The organism is Microbacterium neimengense, from assembly GCF_054782995.1.
Map to the genome: position 1 here is coordinate 999,164 of NZ_BAAGRK010000003.1, position 18,678 is coordinate 1,017,841.

Below are 18,678 nucleotides of genomic sequence, written 5' to 3' on the forward strand. Positions count from 1 at the left end.
ACTCCGGCGTCGTTCCGGGGGTGTGTCGATTCAGGGTGTCGGGGACAGCGCTGTGGATAATGGCGGGTTGACCTGCGCGGTTTGAGTTCTCGCGGTTCGCGCCTTAGTCTTAGTCGGTTGACTTATGCCCTCGAGGCAGTCCCCGACCACGTCTGAAGGCTTCGCCTTCGGGTGGCAACCGTTTCCCGGAGAGATCCCATGAGCAAGCGTACGTTCCAGCCCAACAACCGCCGTCGCGCCAAGAAGCACGGCTTCCGCGCTCGCATGCGCACCCGCGCCGGCCGCGCCATTCTTTCGGCACGCCGCGGCAAGGGCCGCACCGAGCTCTCGGCCTGACCCTTCCGTTGCTCTCGCGGCCGAACCGACTGACCGACGGCGCCGAGTACAAGGCTGTCGTCCGTCGCGGCGTGCGATGTTCCGGTCCCCACACCGTCACGTACGTGGTGGCATCCGGTGACGATCGCGCCGCACGGTTCGGATTCATCGTGAGCAAGAAGGTCGGTACGGCGGTCGCTCGCAATCGCGTCCGCCGGCGACTCAAAGCAATCTGCGCGTCCGCGCTCCCGACAGTGGTTAGGGGCGCGGACGTTGTCGTGCGCGTGCTGCCCGGTGGAGCGGACGCATCGTTCGCTGAGCTGGACGCCGAAGTGAAGCGATGCCTGGCGCGGAGGGCGTCGTGAGCACGTCGACGCTGCCGATGGCGTCCGTCGGCGAGGCGACGATGCCGGAGCACGGCTGGATCCGCGCGGTTCCGCTGCTGCCGCGCAACATCATCCTCGGTCTTCTCCATGGTTACCGTGCGACCATCTCGCATACGTATGGGGATGTCTGCAAGTACTACCCGTCCTGCTCCGCCTACGCGGTGGGGGCGGTTCAGCAGCACGGTGCGGTGAAGGGCGCGGCGCTGACCGCAGCTCGAATCGCTCGGTGCCACCCCTGGGCCGAGGGCGGGATCGATGATCCTCCTGCCCACGCGAACTTCTCCCACGCACTGACCCGGCACGGATTCGTCGTGCCACTGAGAAAGGACTGATCCCCGTGGATCTGGTACTTGCGACCGCGACGCAATCATCGGGCGGCTTCGACCTGATCGGGACGATCCTGTGGCCGCTCAAGTGGGTCGTCGAGCTGGTGCTCGTCGCCTGGCACGCGATCTGGACGTTCGTCGGTCTGCCGGCGGACTCCGGTCTGGCCTGGGTGCTGTCGATCGTCGGCCTCGTGATCGTCGTGCGCGCGGCTCTCATCCCGCTCTTCGTCAAGCAGATCAAGAGCCAGCGCAAGATGATGGAGATCGCTCCAGAACTGCGCAAGGTTCAGGAGAAGTACCGCGGTAAGCGCGACCAGCTCTCCCGTGAGGCCATGAGTCGCGAGACGATGGCGCTGTACAAGAAGCACGGCACGACGCCGATCTCCGGTTGCCTCCCTCTTCTCGTGCAGATGCCGATCTTCTTCTCGCTCTACAGCGTGCTGAACGACGTCGCGAAGCACGCCACCCTCGGCGTCGGCGGCGTCGGACTTCTGGATCCGAATCTGACGGCGCAGTTCTACAACGCGAATCTCTTCGGCGCGTCCCTGCACGACAATCTGGTCGGCGCGTGGGGCCGCCCGGATGGCACCGTCACGGTCGTCATCCTGCTCGTTCTTGTCGTCTTGATGATCGCGTCGCAGTTCTTCACGCAGCTGCAGATCATCTCGAAGAACCTCTCGCCCGAGGCGAAGACGGGCCAGGCGTACCAGATGCAGCGCATCATGCTCTACATCCTGCCGTTGGCCTTCGTCTTCTCCGGCATCTTCTTCCCGCTCGGCGTCGTCGTCTACTGGTTCATCAGCAACATCTGGACGATGGTGCAGCAGTTCCTCGTCATTCGGAACCTGCCGACTCCTGGCTCCGAGGCCGCGAAGGCTCGCGAGGAGCGTCTCGCGCGTCGCGGCAAGGCCATCGACAGCAGCGGCAAGGTCGTTCCCATGGAGAAGTACCAGGCCGAGCAGCAGCGTCTCCTCGAGGAGGCGGAGCGCAAGCGCGCCGCAGCCCCCAAGCGTCAGCAGCCCGTCGGCAAGCAGCGCGCGAAGAAGCAGTCCGGCAAGCAGCCGCCCGCCGCCAAGAGCGGTGCATCCGACTCCGAACCCTCCAGCTGAGAAGACCGTCATGACCTCTGATCTCTCCCCCGCCACGACCGACTCGGTCGAGCAGCTCGAGCAGGAAGGCGACGTCGCCGCCGACTTCCTGGAGGGTCTGCTCGACATCGCCGACATCGGTGGTGATCTGGCGCTGGATGTTCGTAACGACCGCGCGTACGTGTCCATCGAATCGGATGGCGACGACTCTCTTCGCGTGCTGGCGGACCCGGACACGGTCAGCGCTCTTCAGGACCTGACCCGCCTCGCTGTGCAGAACCGCACCGGTCGGTTCTCGCGCCTCATCCTCGATGTGAGTGGCTCACGCGACGCGCGTCGCCGTGAGCTCGAGGCGCTTGTCGACCGCGCCGCTTCGCGACTGGAGGACGGCGCATCGCAGGCGTCGCTTCCTGCCATGTCCAGCTACGAGCGCAAGGTGGTGCACGACATCGCGGCCGAGCGCGGACTGGTTTCCGAGTCGTATGGCGAGGGCGCGCAGCGTCACACCGTTCTCCGTCGCGCGTGAATGTTTCACGTGAAACACTGATGGACGGTCTCGAGCAGGAGCCGGATGCGGCGGCCGCGATCTTCGGTGACGGCATCGATCGCGCCCGCGCCTTCACGCACAACCTCGCTAAGGAAGGCGAGCTACGGGGTCTCATCGGACCGCTGGAGCTTCCTCGGCTCTGGAGTCGGCACATTCTGAACAGCGCGGTGATGGCGCCGCTTGTCCCCGCGGGTCGGATCGGCGATGTCGGCTCCGGCGCGGGTCTTCCCGGAATCGTCGGAGCCATTGCGCGCCCCGACGTCGAGTGGGTGCTGATCGAACCGATGGAGCGACGCACCCAGTGGTTGCAGGAGCAGGTGGACGACCTTGCGCTGAGCAACGTCGAGGTCTTCCGAGGTCGGTCGCAGGACTGGACGCACGGAGCGGTTCTCGATGCCGTGACCGCTCGCGCGGTGAGCGCCTTGCGCACCCTTCTTCCGATCACGGCACCTCTGGTCCGTGACGGCGGAGAGTTGATTCTCCTCAAGGGGGCGGCCGCCGACGCGGAGATCGAGAAGGCTGCGAAACAGGCGCGCTCCCACCGTGTGGTAGATCTGCGTGTCGAGGTCGTGGGGGATGGCCTTCTGGAGACACCGACCCGAGTCGTCCGCGGTCGGGTGCAGCGTTCCTGAGTCGATGTTTCACGTGAAACATCACGGCGTGGCTGTCGATGGCGACGATTAGAGTGGACAGAGTTCGATGCTGGCGAAAGGCGAAGTGTTTCACGTGAAACAATCCGACGACACCGCGACGGACTTCGGTGACGACACTCCTCTTGCTCGCGAACTCGCGGACCTCCGTGCGCGACGGCGGGCGCTCGAGAACTCCACCGTGACACTGCCGACCGGGACGCGCACGCTGACTGTGTCGAATCAGAAGGGCGGTGTCGGTAAGACGACGACCACTGTCAATCTGGCGGCCGCACTGGCCAGTGTCGGCGCTCGCGTGCTGGTGGTCGACCTTGATCCGCAAGGAAACGCATCCACCGCTCTGGGTGTGCCGCATACCGCCGACATCCCGAGCGTCTACGACGTGCTGATCGACGAGTTTCCTCTCGCAGACATCATCCAGACGAGCCCCGAGTCTCCGCTGCTTACCTGCGCGCCGAGCACGATTCACCTCGCAGGCGCAGAGATCGAGCTGGTCTCGCAGGTTGCGCGCGAACATCGACTGCGTCGGGCGCTCGAAGAGTATCTCGCCGCGGCCGAAGAGCCGCCGCATATCGTCCTCATCGACTGCCCGCCCTCGCTGGGATTGCTCACCATCAACGCCTTCACTGCCGCGGATGAGGTGCTCATCCCCATCCAGTGCGAGTACTACGCTCTCGAGGGCCTGAGTCAGTTGCTCGGCAGTGTGCAGATGATTCAGAAGCACTTGAATCCACCGCTTCACGTGTCGTCCATCTTGCTGACGATGTACGACGGGCGCACCCGGCTCGCACAGCAGGTCGCCGAGGAAGTGCGGTCGCACTTCCCGCGGGAGGTGCTGGCGACCGTGATCCCGCGCTCCGTGCGCGTCTCCGAGGCGCCAAGCTTCGGCCAGACTGTCATCGCCTACGACGGCCAGTCGGCGGGCGCGGTCGCGTACCGCGAAGCGGCCGTCGAACTACTGGGTCGTGAAGCCGATGGGGCCCCGTCGACCACGAACGAAGGAGAACACTGATGGCCAAGCGAACAGGACTCGGTCGAGGAATCGGCGCTCTCATTCCGACGTCGGAGGCTTCCGAGGCGCGTCCGGTCGACGTGTTCTTCCCGGGCGCTCCCGCGCCGAAGACGGATGCGGTGACCGAAGACGCTCCGCAGGAGGAGCTGCTGGCCGTCCCCGGGGCCCGCCTGATTCAGGTGGACCCGCACGCCATCGTTCCCAACCCCCGTCAGCCGCGGACGAACTTCGACCCGGATGACCTCGCTGAGCTCGTGCATTCGGTGCGCGAGTTCGGCGTCCTGCAGCCGGTCGTCGTGCGCGACACGGGTGACGGTACCTACGAACTGATCATGGGGGAGCGGCGTACACGCGCCGCACGCGAAGCGGGCCTCGAGACCATTCCCGCCATCCTCCGCGAGACGGCGGATGAGGATCTGCTCCGGGATGCGCTTCTCGAGAACCTCCACCGGTCGCAGCTGAACCCGCTCGAGGAGGCGTCCGCCTACCAGCAGCTGCTCGAAGACTTCGGCATCACCCAGGAGCAGCTCGCGACACGCATCGGACGCTCGCGTCCCCAGATCTCCAACACCATCCGGCTTCTGCGCCTGCCGGTCCCGGTGCAACAGCGCGTCGCCGCCGGTGTCCTGTCTGCGGGCCACGCCCGCGCGATCCTCTCCGTCGAAGACGGGGAGAGCATGCAGCGTCTCGCTGACAAGATCGTGAACGAGGATCTCTCCGTCCGTGCAGCTGAGGCCGCGGCCAAGGGCGCCGCCGTGGTGAAGCGCCCAGCGCCGAAGGCGGGAGCGCGTCGCGCACATCTCGATGAGATCGCGGAGCGTTTGGGTGATCGCCTCAACACCCGCGTGAAGATCTCCATCTCTGCACGAAAAGGCCAGATCGCGATCGATTTCGCGACCATTCAGGATCTGAATCGCATCCTCAACGAACTCGGCGAAGAAGAGCTCGGCACTTCGCGCTGATCGGAGCGGAGAATCGCTTCTGACGAACCGAAAGCGGGCGGTTGGGCTCTGCGTTTCGTCTCGCTTCGCTCGCTCAACGACCGGTGAGGATAGTCCGGTCGTCGAGCGAGGAGCGGACGAAACGCTCGTGACCCCGGTCGTCGAGCGAAGAGCGCAGCGACGAGACGAAACGGAAACGATGCGGTCGGGACTCCGACGCGTTGTGCAAAACGTAGGCTGGAATCATGACCTCCGAATCCCCACGCCGTCGAGCGAGTCTCGAGTTGCTGCGGGCGGAAGCGGCGGACGAACTGGCGGCGCTCATCCACGAGCGACTTCGTGAGGGGGAAGACCCATGGGACTTCATGGAGGACCTTCCCACGGTCGATGAGCTCGTCGTGTTCCTCCTGCGCGCAGAGAACATCGCCGAAGCCGGCGGCACCAAGCCGTCCGAGGCGCGTCACTATCGCGTGCTCCGTCAGATCGCCCTGGACTATCCGCCGCTGACCCGCGCCGTCTGGCGTCTGCTCGGCGAGACGAACACCTCACGCCGCTGGGACGCCACTGTGCGCCCCGAGGCATCCTGAACAGCACAGAGAAAGGCCCCCGGAGAATCTCCGGGGGCCTTTCTCAGTAAGGGGAGGATCAGCCGATGAAGGCGGCCAGATCCTGCTCGAGCGCGAACTTCGGCTTCGCGCCGATGATCGTGGTCTTCACCTCGCCGCCCTGGAACACCTTCATCGCCGGGATGGAGGTGATCTGGTACTTCATCGCGAGATCGGGGTTCTCGTCCACGTTGAGCTTGAGGACCGTGATCTTCTCGGGGTTCTCCGCCTGGATCTCATCGAGAACCGGGGCCACCATGCGACACGGGCCGCACCACTCCGCCCAGAAGTCCACCAGGACAGGACCGTCTGCTTCGAGGACGTCCTGGTTCCAGGTGCTCGAGCTCGTCGCCTTCGCGCTCATTGTCATTTCCCTTCGTAAGTCTTACTCGTACCGAACACCCGACGGGGTCCGGATGTTCCCTCAGACGACCGGCAGACCCTCGATCTGGTCGGCGTCGGACTGCGGTGCGCCCGCCTCGTCGAGCGCCGCGAGGAAGTGCTCCGCGTCAAGAGCGGCAATGGTTCCGGATGCGGCGGCGGTGACCGCCTGACGGTAGGTCGGATCGATCACGTCGCCCGCGGCGAAGACACCGGGCACCGAGGTGCGCGAGGACCGACCGTCGACCCAGATGGTGCCTTCGGGGGTCAGGTCGAGCTGGCCGTGGACGAGCTTCGTGCGCGGGTCGTTGCCGATCGCGACGAACACACCCTGCAGGTCGAGCTCGCGCGTGGAGCCGTCGACCGTGTCCTTCAGGACGACACCCGTCACCGCTTCATCGCCAAGGATGTCGACGACCTCGCTGTTCCAGACGAACTCGATCTTCTCGTTCGCCATCGCGCGCTCCTGCATGATCTTGGAGGCGCGCAGCTCGTCGCGACGGTGGATGACGTAGACCTTGGTCGCGAAGCGCGTGAGGAAGGTGGCCTCCTCCATCGCGGAGTCGCCGCCGCCGACGACGGCGATCGTGCGCTCACGGAAGAAGAAGCCGTCACAGGTCGCACACCACGACACACCGCGTCCGGAGAGGTGCTCCTCCTTCGGCAGGCCGATCTTCCGATAGGCGGAACCCGTCGCGAAGATCACGGCAGCGGCCTCCTCGACCGCGCCCGATCCCAGCTGCACGCGCTTGACGGGGCCGGAGAGGTCGAGCTCGGTGACGTCCTGATAGAGGATCTCCGCGCCGAACTTGCGGGCCTGCTCCTCCATCTTGGTCATGAGCTCGGGGCCCTGGATCCCCTCGGGGAAGCCGGGGAAGTTCTCCACCTCGGTGGTGTTCATGAGCTCACCGCCGACCTCGACGGAGCTGGCGATGACCAGCGGCTTGAGGTTGGCCCGGGCCGCGTAGATGGCGGCGGTGTAGCCCGCGGGGCCGGAGCCGATGATGATGAGCTGACGCACGTGCGTTCTCCCTCGTGGTTTCAAAGTGCTCAACATATGGTATCCGCGGGACATTCCCGTGGGCCGTTTGTCAGCGTCTGGAAAGGATGCGGCGAAGCGGTCGCAGCGCCGGGGCCAGTTCGGGCGTGCGGAGGGCGGCGAGCACGCCCAGGTAGACGACGAGGGTGGCCGCTCCGATGATGCCGGTGCCGATGGCGCCGTAGATCTTGTCGGAGGTCGTCCAGCCGGTGTCGCCCCCGAGGAGGAGGTAGACGCCCCATCCGGCTGCGGCAGCGGGGATCGCGGCGACCGTGTAGCGCCCGATGGCGGCGAACCAGGATCGGATGCCGAGTGAACCGATGCGTCGGCGCAGCAGGATGGCCGCGAGTACGGCCTGCACGGTGATGGCGATCGATTGCCCCAGAGCCACCGCGGCCGCGAGCCACGGGGTGGGCGCGAGCCACGCGGCCGCCAACGCTGTGACGATGACGAGGATGGCCTGCACCGTCGTGAACACGAACGGGGTGCGCGTGTCGTCGTACGCGTAGAACGTGCGCTGCAGCACAAAGAGCACCGAAAGCGGCAGAAGGCTGACGAGGTAGGCGATGAGCACAGGGGCGAGTTCGGCCGCATCCGCCGCGTTGTTCACGATGATGCGGGATGCCGGGACGGACGCCACCACGAGAGCAGCCGTCGCCACGACGATCAGCAGGCTGATGATGCGGATGCTGCGCGAGACGTCACCGCGCACTTCATCGTCCCGGCCCGCCGAGGCGTGCTCGCTGATCTGCGTGAAGTACGGCGTCCCGATCGAGAGGACGATCACGGAATAGGGGAGCATGAAGATGAGCCACGCGGTCTGGGTGGCGAGCGTCGAGGCGCCGTCGCCGGTCGCCTCGGAGATCACCCGGCTCTGGATCAGGCCGGCGATCTGACCGACGACGACCATTGCCGCGGTCCATCCCGCGAGACGGCCCATGTTCCGAAACCCCAACCCGCGCCAGTGGAAGTCGGGGCGCAACCGGAGCCCCGTGCGCCGCCAGGACACGAGCAGGATGAGTGCCTGCACCGCGATGCCGAAGGTGGCTGTGCCTCCCAGAGCGGCGATGGAGGCGGCGCTCCAGTCCGACACCGCGGAACGATCTCCTCCGATGACGAGCATCAGCAGCAGGAACCCGGCGATGGAGATGACGTTGTTGAGCACCGGCGCCCAGGTGAACGGCCCGAAGATGCGGCGGGCGTTGAGCGTCTCCCCGAGGAGCGAGTACAGGCCATAGAAGAAGATCTGCGGCAGACACCAGTAGGCGAACGCGGTGGCCAGGGCGTGCTGCTCGGGGCTGTACGCCGGCGCGTAGAGCGTGATGAGCACGGGTGCCAGCAGCATCGCCACCGCGGTGACGGCCAGCAGCACGACGATCCCCGCGGTGAACAGGGCGGAGATGAAGCGCTGGCCCCGATCCTCCCTCGCGCTCGCGCGGACGATCTGCGGCACGATGACCGCCGTGAGCACACCGGCCGAGATGATCGCGTAGACGTTGTTCGGCAACTGGTTTGCCTGCGCGAAAGCATCGCCCGCCCGGGACGACATCGTGCCCAGGACGGCGACCAGCACGATGGTGCGGATGAGTCCGGTGAGGCGGGAGACGAGCGTTCCCGCTCCCAGCAGCACGCTCGCCCGGCCCAGACCGCTCACGCGTTCTCCTCGATGTCGTCGTCCGTGGGTGCCGCATCCGCCTTGTCGCGTCTGCGGCGGCGGATGGTGCGGACGACGCCGATCGTGAGGAAGCCCGTGGCCAGCACGACCAGCACGACCAGACCTATGCCCTCCCAGTCGGCGCGCACGTTGACGTCGACCGTCTGCGTCTGACCGATGGGCACGTACGCGGGGCTGCGCAGGCTGAGATCGATCTTGACGTCGCCGTTGCCGATCCGCGCGTTCACGGGGACCTCGACGAGCGTGTTGGCGGCGGCCGCGGCGACCACGGCGTTCTCACGCTCGACGTCGACGCGCAGATCGTCCGGAGCGGCGACGAGCACGACGTTCACCGGATAGGGCAGGTCGTTGCGCACCCAGAAGCGCAGATTGGTTCCCGCGGTGAGCAGGTTCAGCGCCGTCGAGGGCACGATCGACACCGAGTCGAGCGTCGTCGCGGTGGCTTCCGCGTGTGCCTCGACGGCGCTCTGCCACCCCGACGGATCGCCGAGCCATCCGCCGCCCAGCACCTGAAGGATGGCGGCGCGCTCACGGCCGGTGAGCAACGACGGGTCGTCGAGGATCGTGGCGAAGCTGTCGATCTGTGCCGCATCGGAGAGCATGCGCGTCAGCGCTGCCGGGCGCGCCGGATCGACCGAGCCCGCGGAGACGTCAATGTCGGTCGGGGAGGCCCCGAGCACGCTCGACAGGCCCACTGCTGTCATGCCCGTGGTCGCCGCGGAGATCGCTCCGCGCAGGCCTTGGGGGTCGCGCGTGGCCGATCTTCCCAGGGTGACGAGGACGGGGGAGCCCTGCGCCGACGCCGACGCGAAGGTCAGATGCGCGGCCGCGGCCGCCGCATCCGCCGCACGCGTGGTGGGTCGGGTGGCGGTGGACGCGGCCTGCAGCGCCGAGGACGCGCCGGCCGATGCGACGAGCAACTCTCCGCCGCCGGTCCGCGCGTGCGAGGGGGATGCGGCCGACACCTGTGTGCTGTCGACGATCGTGAGCGCCCCGGGCGTGGCCGTGGTGAGCCATCCGACGAGCTCGGGTGAGGCCGTGCCCGACGGCGGCCAGTAGATCGTCGGCTCTGCGCCGGCACCCACGTCCAAGAGAGCCTCGAGGGTCGGCGGCGTGGACTCGGATTGCTGCTGGTCCGTCGGCGCCGGTGTGGGGGCGGCCGGCTGCGCCTTCAGATCCACATACGCGTTCAAGGATGTCGGCGCGAGCGGTGCGCCGAGTCCCGCCGCGAACTGCGTGCTCACATCGGCGTCGCCGTACTGCAGCGCGAACCGTGGGTTCGGCAGGTCCATGAGCCGCTGCAGCCATGCCCGCGCGGACTCCGGAGCAGACGTGCCGCGCGCCCGGATCGAGGCCACGATCGCGGGATCGACCGCGAGGATCGCCGAGGTTCCCGTGACGGCATCGAGCTCTGCGGTCAGCGCACCGTCGGATGCGGTGAGGGAGGCCAGCTGATCGGTCGACAGCATCCCCGCCGTCAGCGCGGGAGCCGTGATCGGCACGACGACCGCGACGGTGCCCGAGGGACCGGTACCGATCGTGACCACGGAGCGCGCCGACGTGCCCGCAAGGCTGACCCACAGGGGATAGACCCCCGCGCCGCGGCCCGCGAGCGCCGGGTCGTCGGCCGCGACGATCACACTCGCCGAACTCGATTGCCCGGGTGGGGTCTCCTCGACCGCGCTGGATCCGATGACGCGCCCCGCCGGGGTATCGGCCGACCCCGACAGCCAGGCGCCGAGAGCCCCGGAGCCGTCGAGCGGCGCATCTCCGATCATCAGCTCCGCCGTTGACCCGGGAGTACGCGAAGCCGTGCTGTTCTCGAGGGAGACGAGGGCCGTGAGCGCCTCGCCCGCCGCCAGTACCCCCCCGGACAGCGGTGCGACCGAGACCACGACGGTGCCGGTCGAAGAGGGCGAGGGGGTCGGAGTGGCGGCCGCCGCGGGAGCGGCGATCCCCAGGACGATCGCGACGGCGATGAGCGGCGCGAGCAGAAGTCGTCGCCGCCGGAACGCGGGGGTGCCCGTGCGGGCCGAAGTCGGAATCATTCGTAGCTGAGAAGGCTCCTGTGCGGCGAGAGTCCGCAGGTGTCGGGAGCGAGTCTACGGGCCCCGGCCTGGGATTCACCGAGCGCACGCCCGGGTTGAATGGACTCATGCACACCGCTCTCGCCCACCGCCTCGCCGACGATCTGCACGCCGCCGGCTTCACGACCGAGGCTCTTCGCTCGCTCATCGGCGAGGCGGCAGAGTCCGCGCTCACTCGGACGGTCGCCGTCCCGGCCCGACGGGTGCTCGCGCGGCATCCGCACGATGTCGTCGCCGTGCTCGCGCGCCTGTTCGTGCTGGGGGACGTCGTCGATGCCGCATCCGTCGCTGCGGCACTGCCCGGCACGGGACTCGAGGATGCGGAACGGCTCGGCGTGATCGAGCGACGCGGTCCGGACGTGGCGCCCGCGGTGGCGGTGCGCCCGCACGTCTTCGCCGACGGAGGCGAGGGGTGGATCGCGAGCGATCTGGACGAGCTGGCAGGCGTGTTCCCGTTGCGCCCGGACCACGTGCTGGGCGTCGGGGGTGCGGGCCGGACGCTCGTCTCTCTGCTGCCCGCATCCGGGAGCGGACGTGCCCTCGACCTCGGATGCGGCTGCGGGCTGGTGGCGTTCGAGCTGTGTCGGCGGGGCTTCGACGTCGTCGCGACCGACATCTCGCCGCGGGCGCTGTGGTTCACGAAGCTGGGCGCGGCGCTGAACCACCTGGAGGGCATCGACATCCGCGAGGGGAGTCTGTACGAGCCTGTCGGCGACGAGAGCTTCGAGCTGATCGCCTCGAACCCGCCGTTCGTCATCACCCCGCGGGTCGACGGCGTTCCCGCCTACGAGTACCGCGACGGCGGCCGGGCAGGGGACGAACTCATGCGCGAGGTCGTCGTCGGCGCCGCATCCCATCTCGTCGACGGCGGCCGGGCGATCATGCTGGGCAATTGGGAGGAGCGCGATGGCGTGTCCGGGCGGGAGCGGGTGCGCGCGTGGACGGAGGGCGTCGGCGCGTGGGTGATCGAGCGCGAGCAGCTCGACCCGGCCCGCTACGCGGAGCTCTGGGTGCGCGATGGCGGCACGAGGCCCGGCAGCGACGAGCATGAGGCGCTGATCGGCGCCTGGCTCGACGACTTCGAGACCCGCGGGGTCATGGGCGTGGGGCTCGGGTGGGTGCAACTCATGCGCGGCTCGGGACTGCGCCGGTTCGAGAAGGTGGCGCAGGGGGTCGACACCGCCGTGCTCGCCGCGCACACCGCCGCGGTGTGGCGGGCGGCGGCATGGCTGGATCGGACCGACGACATGGTGCTCGCCGCATCCGTGTTGCGCGTGGCCGCCGACGTCACCGAGGCGCGGCATCACCTTCCCGGTGCGGAGGCGCCCAGTGTGATCGAGCTCCGACAGGGAGGCGGCCTTGCCCGCACGGTGTCCGCCGATCCGGCGCTGGCCGCACTCGTCGGGGCGAGCGATGGGGAACTGCCCGTGGGCGTGCTCATCGACGCGATCGCCGACCTGCTCGAGGTCGATGCCGGAGCGCTCCGCGCGGACCTGCTGCCGCGGGTGCGCGAGCTCGTGCTGACCGGGATGCTGGACGTGCCGCACGACCCGGCCGATTAGGCTCGTTGCATGCTCAACATGGCCGAGGGTCTCGCGCGGCTGGGCACTCTCGCCTCCTCACCCGTCGTCGTCGTGCTCGCCGACGCATTCGTCGCTGCGGGGCGCGAGCTCGCCGTCGTCGGCGGCCCGGTGCGCGATGCGCTCTTGGGGCGCACGACACACGACCTGGACTTCACGACGGATGCGGACCCCGACGAGATCCTGCGCATCGTCACGCCGATCTCGACCGCGCAGTGGGACATCGGCCGGGCGTTCGGCACGATCGGCGCCCGCATCCGCGGCGAGCAGGTCGAGATCACCACGTACCGCGCGGACGCCTACGACGGCGAGACCCGAAAGCCGGTCGTCGCGTTCGGCGACTCGCTCGAATCCGACCTCGTCCGCCGCGACTTCACCGTCAACGCGATGGCGCTCCGGGTGCCGGGCCCGCAGCTCGTCGACCCGCACGGCGGCATCGAGGACCTCGTCGCGGGCGTGCTGCGCACCCCCACCGATGCGCGCATCAGCTTCGGCGACGACCCCCTGCGGATGCTCCGCGCGGCGCGCTTCTCGTCACAGCTGGGTTTCACGGTCGACGCCGACGCGGTCGCGGCGATCACCGAGCTGCGCGAGACGCTCGGGATCGTGAGCCCGGAGCGCATCCAGAGCGAGCTGGTGCGTCTGCTGCAGACCGACGATCCGGTGCGCGGCCTGCGGCTGCTGGTCGAGACGGGGCTGATCAACCAGTTCCTCCCGGAGGTGCCGGCCTTGCGCCTCGAGGTCGACGAGCATCACCACCACAAGGATGTCTACGAGCACTCGCTCACCGTGCTGCGGCAGGCGATCGAGCTCGAGCGCACCCGGCATCCGGACGCCGCGCCCGACGTTCCGCTGCGTCTCGCGGCGCTCCTGCACGACATCGGCAAGCCCGCGACGCGCCGGCTCGAGCCGGGCGGTGCGGTCACCTTCCACCACCACGACGTGAAGGGTTCGCGGATGGCGCGCAAGCGCCTGCGCGAGCTGCGGTTCGACTCGGCGACGATCGACTCCGTCGCCCTGCTGATCGAGCTGCACCTGCGTTTCTTCGGCTACGCCGAGGGCGCATGGACGGATGCGGCGGTGCGCCGCTACGTGCGCGATGCCGGCGACGAGCTGGAGCGCCTCCACATCCTCACCCGCGCCGACGTGACTACGCGCAACAAGCGCAAGGCCGCGCGGCTGCGTCTGGCGTACGACGACATCGAGCGACGGATCGACGAGCTGCGGGCACAGGAGGAGCTGGACGCCATCCGGCCGGAGCTCGACGGCAACGAGATCCAGCGCATCCTCGGCATCTCGCCGGGCCGCGAGGTGGGCGAGGCGTACCGGTTCCTGCTCGATCTGCGGCTGGATGAGGGCGTGCTCGGGCCTGAGGAGAGCGAGCGTCGCCTGCGCGACTGGTGGGCGGCGCGGGGCTGAGCTCCCGCGGCGGGCGCGTGGCCGCATCCGTTTCGAAGCGGATGCGGCCGGAGCCTCAGACCGTGGCGGACGCGGCCGCAGCGATCGAGCGACCGCCTTCGCGCGCGGCGTCCTCGGCGGCGGATTTGATGTCGGCGGCGACCTCGGAGAACTGATCGAGCGCGGGGTTCACGCCCACGAGGGTGAAGGAGCGCTGCACGACGCGCAGGTCGAGGCCCCACACGTCCTCGAGCACGCGACGGAGCCACGCGGTGGAGTGGTCCCAGCCCTCTTTGGGCGTGCCGGCGTCGTAGTTGCCGCCGAGCACCGTGACCAGCACGGCGGGCTTGCCGCGCAGCGCCGTACCCTGCGGATCGATGCGCGGGTCGGTGTAGGCCAGGTCGAACCACGTCTTCGCGTGCTGCGAGACGCCGTAGTTGTAGAGGGGGATCGTCAGCAGGAGGGCGTCGGCGTCGATGAGCTCGTCGGCGAGGCGCGTCGCGAGGGCGAGGGCCTCGCGCTGCTCGGCGGTGCGGTCGGTTTCCGGGAGGTTCCTGCCGGTGACCGCCGCCGCCCATGCCGTGGCGGGGATCGGCTCGGCAGACAGGTCGCGACGGACGACGGTCTGGTCGGCGTGGGTGGCGAGCCACTCCGTCTCGACGATGTCGCCGAGGGCGCGGCTGGCGGAGGTGGGGGGAAGGATGCTCGCATCCAGACGGAAGAGGGACATGGTGCTCCAATCGACCTAGTAGCTATGAAAAAGAGAGTGGCTACGTGAACGCTAGCACGACTAGACTGAGGGGCGTGGCCGGAGAGCAGCACGATGAGCGTCAGTGCGACGCCGCCGTGTCGCGCGCCTTCTCCGTTCTCGGCAAGCGCTGGAACGGCATGATCCTCGACGTTCTGGGTGAGGGGGCGTTGTCGTTCGTGGGACTGCGCCGGGCCGTCACCGGCATCAGCGACGCCGTGCTGTCGGATCGCCTCGTCGAGCTGGCCGACGCCGGCCTGGTCGTGCGGGACGTGGATGCTGGCCCTCCGGTGGCGGTCTCCTACACGCTGACGGATGCCGGCGTCCGCCTCGTGCCGATCCTCGCCCAGCTGGGTGCCTGGGCCGACGGCAACCTCTCCGCCTCCCGCTGACGCCCGCGTCCCGGCCTCCGCCCTCCGGTGCGCCCGCCCTGCCCCGCCCGCGCGCGCCGGTCCGCCCGTCCCGCACCGCCCGCACCGCCCGCGCTCCGCGCGCCCCGCACCGCCGTCAGCATGTCCCACTTCCGGCAGGGCATGTCCCACTTGGCGCAAGAAAGCGGGCCCAGAACTGCGCAAAGTGGGACATGGCCAGTTGGTGACCCCGCACACACCAACGTTCCCCTGTCACAGATCTACGGGAAAACGTCGATCTGTGACAGGGGAACAGGGGGGCAGGAGGGCCCAGGGGCAGGAGGGCCCTCGGGGGTCGGGGGTCCTCAGTCGGGAGAGTCCGCTTCGAGGGCCTCGCGCACCAGGTGACTGATGTCGACGCTCACGATCCGCGCGGGTCCGGCGGGGGCCGGCGGCGGAGCCGCGGGGGCGTCACCGTTGGCGAACGCATCCGGGCGACCCTGACCGATCATGCTCACGGCGTCACCTCCGTCTCGGGCGCGGGTTCAGGAAGGGGTGCCGTATCCGTCCCGGTGCTGGCCCCGAGAGTCGGACTCGGTGTCGGCGTCGGCTCCGTGGCTGCCTCGGACTGCGCGGGCACGGCCGGAACCTGCGCGAACGGTGCCCGGGGTAGGGACGGGATGGCCGTATCCACATCCCAGGTGCTCACCCCGGTGGCCTCGCGCAGTGGGAACACGTTCCACAGAGGGGTGCGTCCCGTGCCCTCGTAGGCCGTCGTGACGGGGCCTCCGCCGCCGAGGAAGTACTCGTCCCACCACCAGCCGTTCGTCCGACCCTCGATGCCGACGGTGGTGAGCGGGGTTCCCTGGTCGGTGTACAGCTGTACGTCCTCGATGGGGTTGCCCTCGGCGTCATACGCGTAGAGGTTGCGTACGCGCTCCCCGTCCAGGACGAGACCGGGTTGGGTCGTGTCGCCCGGGTAGGCGTAGGCGGGCGCCGCCTGTGCGGCGAAGTACTGCGGCAGCACGGTCGGTGCCGCGATGAGCGCGATCGCCGCGACGATCGTCGCCGCGACATTCAGCACACCGCGCAGCCCCCGCACCCAGCGGCGAGGCAGCCAAAGACCGCGTCCCCACTGGATGCTGACGATCACGAGGACGGCCAGGACCACCCATGCCACGACGTTCGTGGGCACGTACTCCACGCGGCCCGTGAGCGGCAGAGTGAGGGACATCAGGATGAGGTAGAACGCCACACCGCGCGCGAGCCACCAGACGGGCCGCAGCGACACGAGCAGGTCCAGGGTCGCGGACCCGAAGCGGGACGCGCGGATGCGGGTCGCCGCCGCCCGCCGGGTTCGTTCGAGCCGTTCGCGCACCGTCACCTTCGCTGTCCGACCGGTGCTGCGCTCGGGAAGTCCCGCGGCCGCACGGAGCTCCGCGGCGTAGGTCGCCGCATCCGGGAGCGAGAACGCCTCGCCGCTGTCCTCCGCCTGCTCGGACAGGTCGGCTTCGAGGCCGTCGAGGAGGTCGTCGACCTCGTCGACGGGCAGATCGTTCAGCTCCGCGCGCACGGCGGCGGCGAAGGTCGGGATGTCGGCCCGGGGCTCAGTCGTGGCGTTCATCGTCCTTCTCCGATCGTGCGCAGCGCGGCGGGTTTACGAGAGGCGTCGAGCAGCGTGCTCAGTGCGAGCGAGAACGAGGTCCAGTCCTCGCGCTGCGCGTCGAGCGCGGCGCGCCCCTGCGGGTTGATGGCGTAGTACTTGCGGTGCGGACCGCCGTCCGAGGGCACCACGTAGCTCGAGAGCGACCCGGCGCTGTAGAGCCGGCGAAGCGTTCCGTACACGGATGCGTCGCCCACCTCTCCGAGCCCGGCGTCGCGTAGGCGTCGCACGATGTCGTACCCGTAGGCGTCCTCGTGCTGGACGACCGCGAGCACCGCGGCATCCAGCACCCCCTTCAACAGCTGCGTGGTGTCCATCCGCGCCCCTCTCTTGTCTGCGAAGCAAGGTACCACGCACTGCACAGTAGTGCGAGCAGTACGGTACCGCGTGTCGCACAACCGCCCCTGTCGCCACGTGCGCGGCGTGCCTACACTGAAGCGACCTGGTCACCGTCGATCGGAGTCGTTGTGCCCTCGCCCTGGTCTCTGCGTCGCGAGGCGTCGGCCGAGAGTTCGCGCCTGCTCATCGAGCGCGCGCACGAGGAATTCGTCGGCGGCAACGCCCAGGATCCGAGGGTTACCGCCGTGCGCGGTCTCGTCCGCGAGAGCTGGCAGCGCTCGGCGCGGAGTCTCGTCGGCGTGGAGGCCGTGCCGCCCCTGGATCTCATCTCGGACGAACTCGATGAGTACCGGCGCACGCATCCCCTCGCGAGCGTCATGGACATGATCCGCCAGTTGCTGCTGCCGGGCGACAAGGACGAGTCGGGCGTCGTCGTCGCGGTGGGGGATGCGGCGGGCCGCCTGCTGTGGGTCGAGGGCGATCGCCGCATCCGCGACCTCACCGGCGACATGGGCTTCGTCGCGGGGGCGAACTGGTCGGAGGAGGCCGTGGGCACCTCGGCGCCGGGCACGGCCCTCGCGCTCGAGCGCTCCGTGCAGATCCGCGGAGCCGAGCACTTCAACCGGCTCGTCCAGCCGTGGTCGTGCACGGCGGCGCCGGTGCGCGACCCCGAGAGCCGGCGCGTGCTCGGCGTCATCGATGTGACCGGGGGCGCCGAGGCCACGACACCGCAGGCGCAGCTGCTCGTCGACGCGACGGCGCGGGCGATCGAGGGGGAGCTGCTGGTGGCCAGACTGCGGGCGCGCGCCGAACCGGCCGCGAAGAGCCACTCGACACGGCGCACGCGCGGGGCGTCCGAGCACGCCACCCTCCGCGTGCTCGGGCGTGACCTCGCCGTGCTCGACGTCGTCGACGACCGGGGTGGCACCGTGACCGAGCTGAGCGCGCGGCACGCGGAGATCCTGCTCATGCTGGCGGTGCACCAGCAGGGACTCTCCGCGGAACGCCTGGCCGCCCTCGTCTACGGTGAAGCCGCGCCGGTGGAGACCCTACGCCCCGAGATGGTGCGGCTGCGCCGGGTGCTCGACGCGGTGGCACCGGCACTGATCCCCGCATCCCGGCCGTATCGGCTGACGAGTCCCCTGCAGACCGACGCCGACCACGTCGTCTCCCTCCTGGACCGTGGCGCGCACCGCGTAGCCCTCACGGCGTATCGCGGCCCCGTGCTGCCGGACTCCCGCGCCCCGGGGGTGGAGGAGCTGCGGCAGAGCGTGCAGGCGGCGCTGCGCGAATCCCTCCTCGCCGGGGCGGGGCTCGACGTGCTGCTGGCCTACGTCGACACGGATGAGGGACGCGAGGATGCGGACGCGCTGCGCCTCTGCCTCGAGATGCTCGCCCCGCGTTCGCCGCGTCGCGGGCCGATCGTCGCGCGCCTGGAGCAGCTCGGCGCCTAGTCATCCCGGCGCGCAACCCGATGCAACCCGGGGGTGCTTACGGTTTCGGGCAACGAGCGCGGCGCTGATGCCGCCTCCGTCCTGATCGTCGAAG

Annotated in this window: 21 protein-coding genes; 13 read left to right on the plus strand and 8 right to left on the minus strand. The window is 69.1% G+C overall.

Translation table 11 applies throughout. The features are described from left to right. The first annotated feature begins 198 nt into the window (after window positions 1–198). From rpmH to ACYVJS_RS07590, 9 genes are all read left to right on the plus strand, one after another. Entirely contained in the window at window positions 199–336 is a 138-nt protein-coding gene (gene rpmH / locus ACYVJS_RS07550; protein ID WP_036304730.1) for a 50S ribosomal protein L34, read from the plus strand. A 71-nt stretch (window positions 337–407) separates the two neighbouring features. After that, on the plus strand, window positions 408–680 hold the full coding sequence (gene rnpA / locus ACYVJS_RS07555) for a ribonuclease P protein component (RefSeq protein WP_460739875.1): 273 nt from the start codon (window positions 408–410) through the stop codon (window positions 678–680). A 17-nt stretch (window positions 681–697) separates the two neighbouring features. After that, entirely contained in the window at window positions 698–1,033 is a 336-nt protein-coding gene (yidD, locus tag ACYVJS_RS07560; protein WP_460739876.1) for a membrane protein insertion efficiency factor YidD, read from the plus strand. 5 nt (window positions 1,034–1,038) lie between these two features. Next, window positions 1,039–2,136, plus strand: coding sequence for a membrane protein insertase YidC (gene yidC, locus ACYVJS_RS07565; RefSeq protein ID WP_460739223.1), 1,098 nt, complete (start codon window positions 1,039–1,041; stop codon window positions 2,134–2,136). A gap of 10 nt (window positions 2,137–2,146) precedes the next feature. Then, on the plus strand, window positions 2,147–2,641 hold the full coding sequence (locus ACYVJS_RS07570; RefSeq protein ID WP_460739225.1) for a Jag family protein: 495 nt from the start codon (window positions 2,147–2,149) through the stop codon (window positions 2,639–2,641). Between the two features lie 20 nt (window positions 2,642–2,661). Next, window positions 2,662–3,294, plus strand: coding sequence for a 16S rRNA (guanine(527)-N(7))-methyltransferase RsmG (rsmG, locus tag ACYVJS_RS07575; RefSeq protein ID WP_460739227.1), 633 nt, complete (start codon window positions 2,662–2,664; stop codon window positions 3,292–3,294). 85 nt (window positions 3,295–3,379) lie between these two features. Continuing rightward, the gene (locus ACYVJS_RS07580) at window positions 3,380–4,324 is read left to right on the plus strand and encodes a ParA family protein (RefSeq protein ID WP_460739229.1); all 945 of its coding nucleotides are present in this window, start codon (window positions 3,380–3,382) and stop codon (window positions 4,322–4,324) included. Next, window positions 4,324–5,286 (plus strand): ParB/RepB/Spo0J family partition protein, encoded by a 963-nt coding sequence (locus tag ACYVJS_RS07585; RefSeq protein WP_460739231.1) that lies wholly within the window; start codon window positions 4,324–4,326, stop codon window positions 5,284–5,286. Before ACYVJS_RS07580 ends, ACYVJS_RS07585 begins: the two co-directional genes overlap by 1 nt. A 224-nt stretch (window positions 5,287–5,510) precedes the next feature. Then, window positions 5,511–5,852 (plus strand): tryptophan synthase subunit alpha, encoded by a 342-nt coding sequence (locus ACYVJS_RS07590; protein ID WP_460739233.1) that lies wholly within the window; start codon window positions 5,511–5,513, stop codon window positions 5,850–5,852. 58 nt (window positions 5,853–5,910) lie between these two features. On the opposite strand, the gene trxA is transcribed toward ACYVJS_RS07590, so the two are convergent. The 4 genes from trxA to ACYVJS_RS07610 all read right to left on the minus strand — a co-directional run bounded on the left by trxA (window position 5,911) and on the right by ACYVJS_RS07610 (window position 11,013). Then, window positions 5,911–6,234: a thioredoxin gene (gene trxA / locus ACYVJS_RS07595; protein WP_137418515.1), complete on the minus strand. Its 324-nt coding sequence runs from the start codon at window positions 6,232–6,234 to the stop codon at window positions 5,911–5,913. Between the two features lie 60 nt (window positions 6,235–6,294). Further along, window positions 6,295–7,272, minus strand: a complete 978-nt coding sequence (trxB, locus tag ACYVJS_RS07600) for a thioredoxin-disulfide reductase (protein WP_460739235.1) — start codon at window positions 7,270–7,272, stop codon at window positions 6,295–6,297. A 70-nt stretch (window positions 7,273–7,342) separates the two neighbouring features. Further along, window positions 7,343–8,944: a murein biosynthesis integral membrane protein MurJ gene (gene murJ / locus ACYVJS_RS07605; RefSeq protein ID WP_460739237.1), complete on the minus strand. Its 1,602-nt coding sequence runs from the start codon at window positions 8,942–8,944 to the stop codon at window positions 7,343–7,345. Beyond that, on the minus strand, window positions 8,941–11,013 hold the full coding sequence (locus ACYVJS_RS07610; protein ID WP_460739239.1) for a DUF6049 family protein: 2,073 nt from the start codon (window positions 11,011–11,013) through the stop codon (window positions 8,941–8,943). Before ACYVJS_RS07610 ends, murJ begins: the two co-directional genes overlap by 4 nt. Before the next feature lie 107 nt (window positions 11,014–11,120). Here ACYVJS_RS07610 and ACYVJS_RS07615 point away from each other — a divergent pair, with 107 nt between their 5' ends. Both ACYVJS_RS07615 and ACYVJS_RS07620 read left to right on the plus strand, forming a co-directional pair. Beyond that, window positions 11,121–12,614, plus strand: coding sequence for a DUF7059 domain-containing protein (locus ACYVJS_RS07615; protein ID WP_460739241.1), 1,494 nt, complete (start codon window positions 11,121–11,123; stop codon window positions 12,612–12,614). 9 nt (window positions 12,615–12,623) lie between these two features. Continuing rightward, window positions 12,624–14,051 carry a CCA tRNA nucleotidyltransferase gene (locus tag ACYVJS_RS07620; protein WP_460739243.1) on the plus strand — a complete coding sequence of 476 codons (1,428 nt, stop codon included), beginning with the start codon at window positions 12,624–12,626 and terminating at the stop codon, window positions 14,049–14,051. A 55-nt stretch (window positions 14,052–14,106) separates the two neighbouring features. On the opposite strand, the gene ACYVJS_RS07625 is transcribed toward ACYVJS_RS07620, so the two are convergent. Next, window positions 14,107–14,760, minus strand: a complete 654-nt coding sequence (locus tag ACYVJS_RS07625) for an FMN-dependent NADH-azoreductase (protein WP_460739244.1) — start codon at window positions 14,758–14,760, stop codon at window positions 14,107–14,109. Window positions 14,761–14,834: 74 nt separating this feature from the next. Here ACYVJS_RS07625 and ACYVJS_RS07630 point away from each other — a divergent pair, with 74 nt between their 5' ends. Then, window positions 14,835–15,170: a winged helix-turn-helix transcriptional regulator gene (locus ACYVJS_RS07630; protein ID WP_460739246.1), complete on the plus strand. Its 336-nt coding sequence runs from the start codon at window positions 14,835–14,837 to the stop codon at window positions 15,168–15,170. A 323-nt stretch (window positions 15,171–15,493) separates the two neighbouring features. Here the strand turns inward: ACYVJS_RS07630 and ACYVJS_RS07635 are convergent, their stop codons facing one another. The 3 genes from ACYVJS_RS07635 to ACYVJS_RS07645 are packed head-to-tail and all read right to left on the minus strand — an operon-like array spanning window position 15,494 to window position 17,108. After that, on the minus strand, window positions 15,494–15,646 hold the full coding sequence (locus ACYVJS_RS07635) for a hypothetical protein (protein ID WP_460739248.1): 153 nt from the start codon (window positions 15,644–15,646) through the stop codon (window positions 15,494–15,496). Further along, window positions 15,643–16,752, minus strand: a complete 1,110-nt coding sequence (locus tag ACYVJS_RS07640; protein WP_460739250.1) for a hypothetical protein — start codon at window positions 16,750–16,752, stop codon at window positions 15,643–15,645. The genes ACYVJS_RS07635 and ACYVJS_RS07640 overlap by 4 nt, the downstream gene beginning before the upstream one ends. Continuing rightward, window positions 16,749–17,108, minus strand: a complete 360-nt coding sequence (locus ACYVJS_RS07645) for a PadR family transcriptional regulator (protein ID WP_460739252.1) — start codon at window positions 17,106–17,108, stop codon at window positions 16,749–16,751. The genes ACYVJS_RS07640 and ACYVJS_RS07645 overlap by 4 nt, the downstream gene beginning before the upstream one ends. A 150-nt stretch (window positions 17,109–17,258) precedes the next feature. Here ACYVJS_RS07645 and ACYVJS_RS07650 point away from each other — a divergent pair, with 150 nt between their 5' ends. Further along, window positions 17,259–18,584, plus strand: coding sequence for a GAF domain-containing protein (locus ACYVJS_RS07650; RefSeq protein ID WP_460739254.1), 1,326 nt, complete (start codon window positions 17,259–17,261; stop codon window positions 18,582–18,584). The last annotated feature ends 94 nt before the right edge of the window (window positions 18,585–18,678 follow it).

Bases quoted from the DNA above. Each gene is read 5' to 3' on its own strand.
- rpmH (WP_036304730.1), top strand. From the start codon at position 199: ATGAGCAAGCGTACGTTCCAGCCCAACAACCGCCGTCGCGCCAAGAAG.
- yidD (WP_460739876.1), top strand. From the start codon at position 698: ATGGCGTCCGTCGGCGAGGCGACGATGCCGGAGCACGGCTGGATCCGC.
- ACYVJS_RS07570 (WP_460739225.1), top strand. From the start codon at position 2,147: ATGACCTCTGATCTCTCCCCCGCCACGACCGACTCGGTCGAGCAGCTC.
- rsmG (WP_460739227.1), top strand. From the start codon at position 2,662: ATGGACGGTCTCGAGCAGGAGCCGGATGCGGCGGCCGCGATCTTCGGT.
- ACYVJS_RS07585 (WP_460739231.1), top strand. From the start codon at position 4,324: ATGGCCAAGCGAACAGGACTCGGTCGAGGAATCGGCGCTCTCATTCCG.
- ACYVJS_RS07590 (WP_460739233.1), top strand. From the start codon at position 5,511: ATGACCTCCGAATCCCCACGCCGTCGAGCGAGTCTCGAGTTGCTGCGG.
- trxA (WP_137418515.1), bottom strand. From the start codon at position 6,234: ATGAGCGCGAAGGCGACGAGCTCGAGCACCTGGAACCAGGACGTCCTC.
- ACYVJS_RS07610 (WP_460739239.1), bottom strand. From the start codon at position 11,013: ATGATTCCGACTTCGGCCCGCACGGGCACCCCCGCGTTCCGGCGGCGA.
- ACYVJS_RS07615 (WP_460739241.1), top strand. From the start codon at position 11,121: ATGCACACCGCTCTCGCCCACCGCCTCGCCGACGATCTGCACGCCGCC.
- ACYVJS_RS07620 (WP_460739243.1), top strand. From the start codon at position 12,624: ATGCTCAACATGGCCGAGGGTCTCGCGCGGCTGGGCACTCTCGCCTCC.
- ACYVJS_RS07625 (WP_460739244.1), bottom strand. From the start codon at position 14,760: ATGTCCCTCTTCCGTCTGGATGCGAGCATCCTTCCCCCCACCTCCGCC.
- ACYVJS_RS07640 (WP_460739250.1), bottom strand. From the start codon at position 16,752: ATGAACGCCACGACTGAGCCCCGGGCCGACATCCCGACCTTCGCCGCC.
- ACYVJS_RS07645 (WP_460739252.1), bottom strand. From the start codon at position 17,108: ATGGACACCACGCAGCTGTTGAAGGGGGTGCTGGATGCCGCGGTGCTC.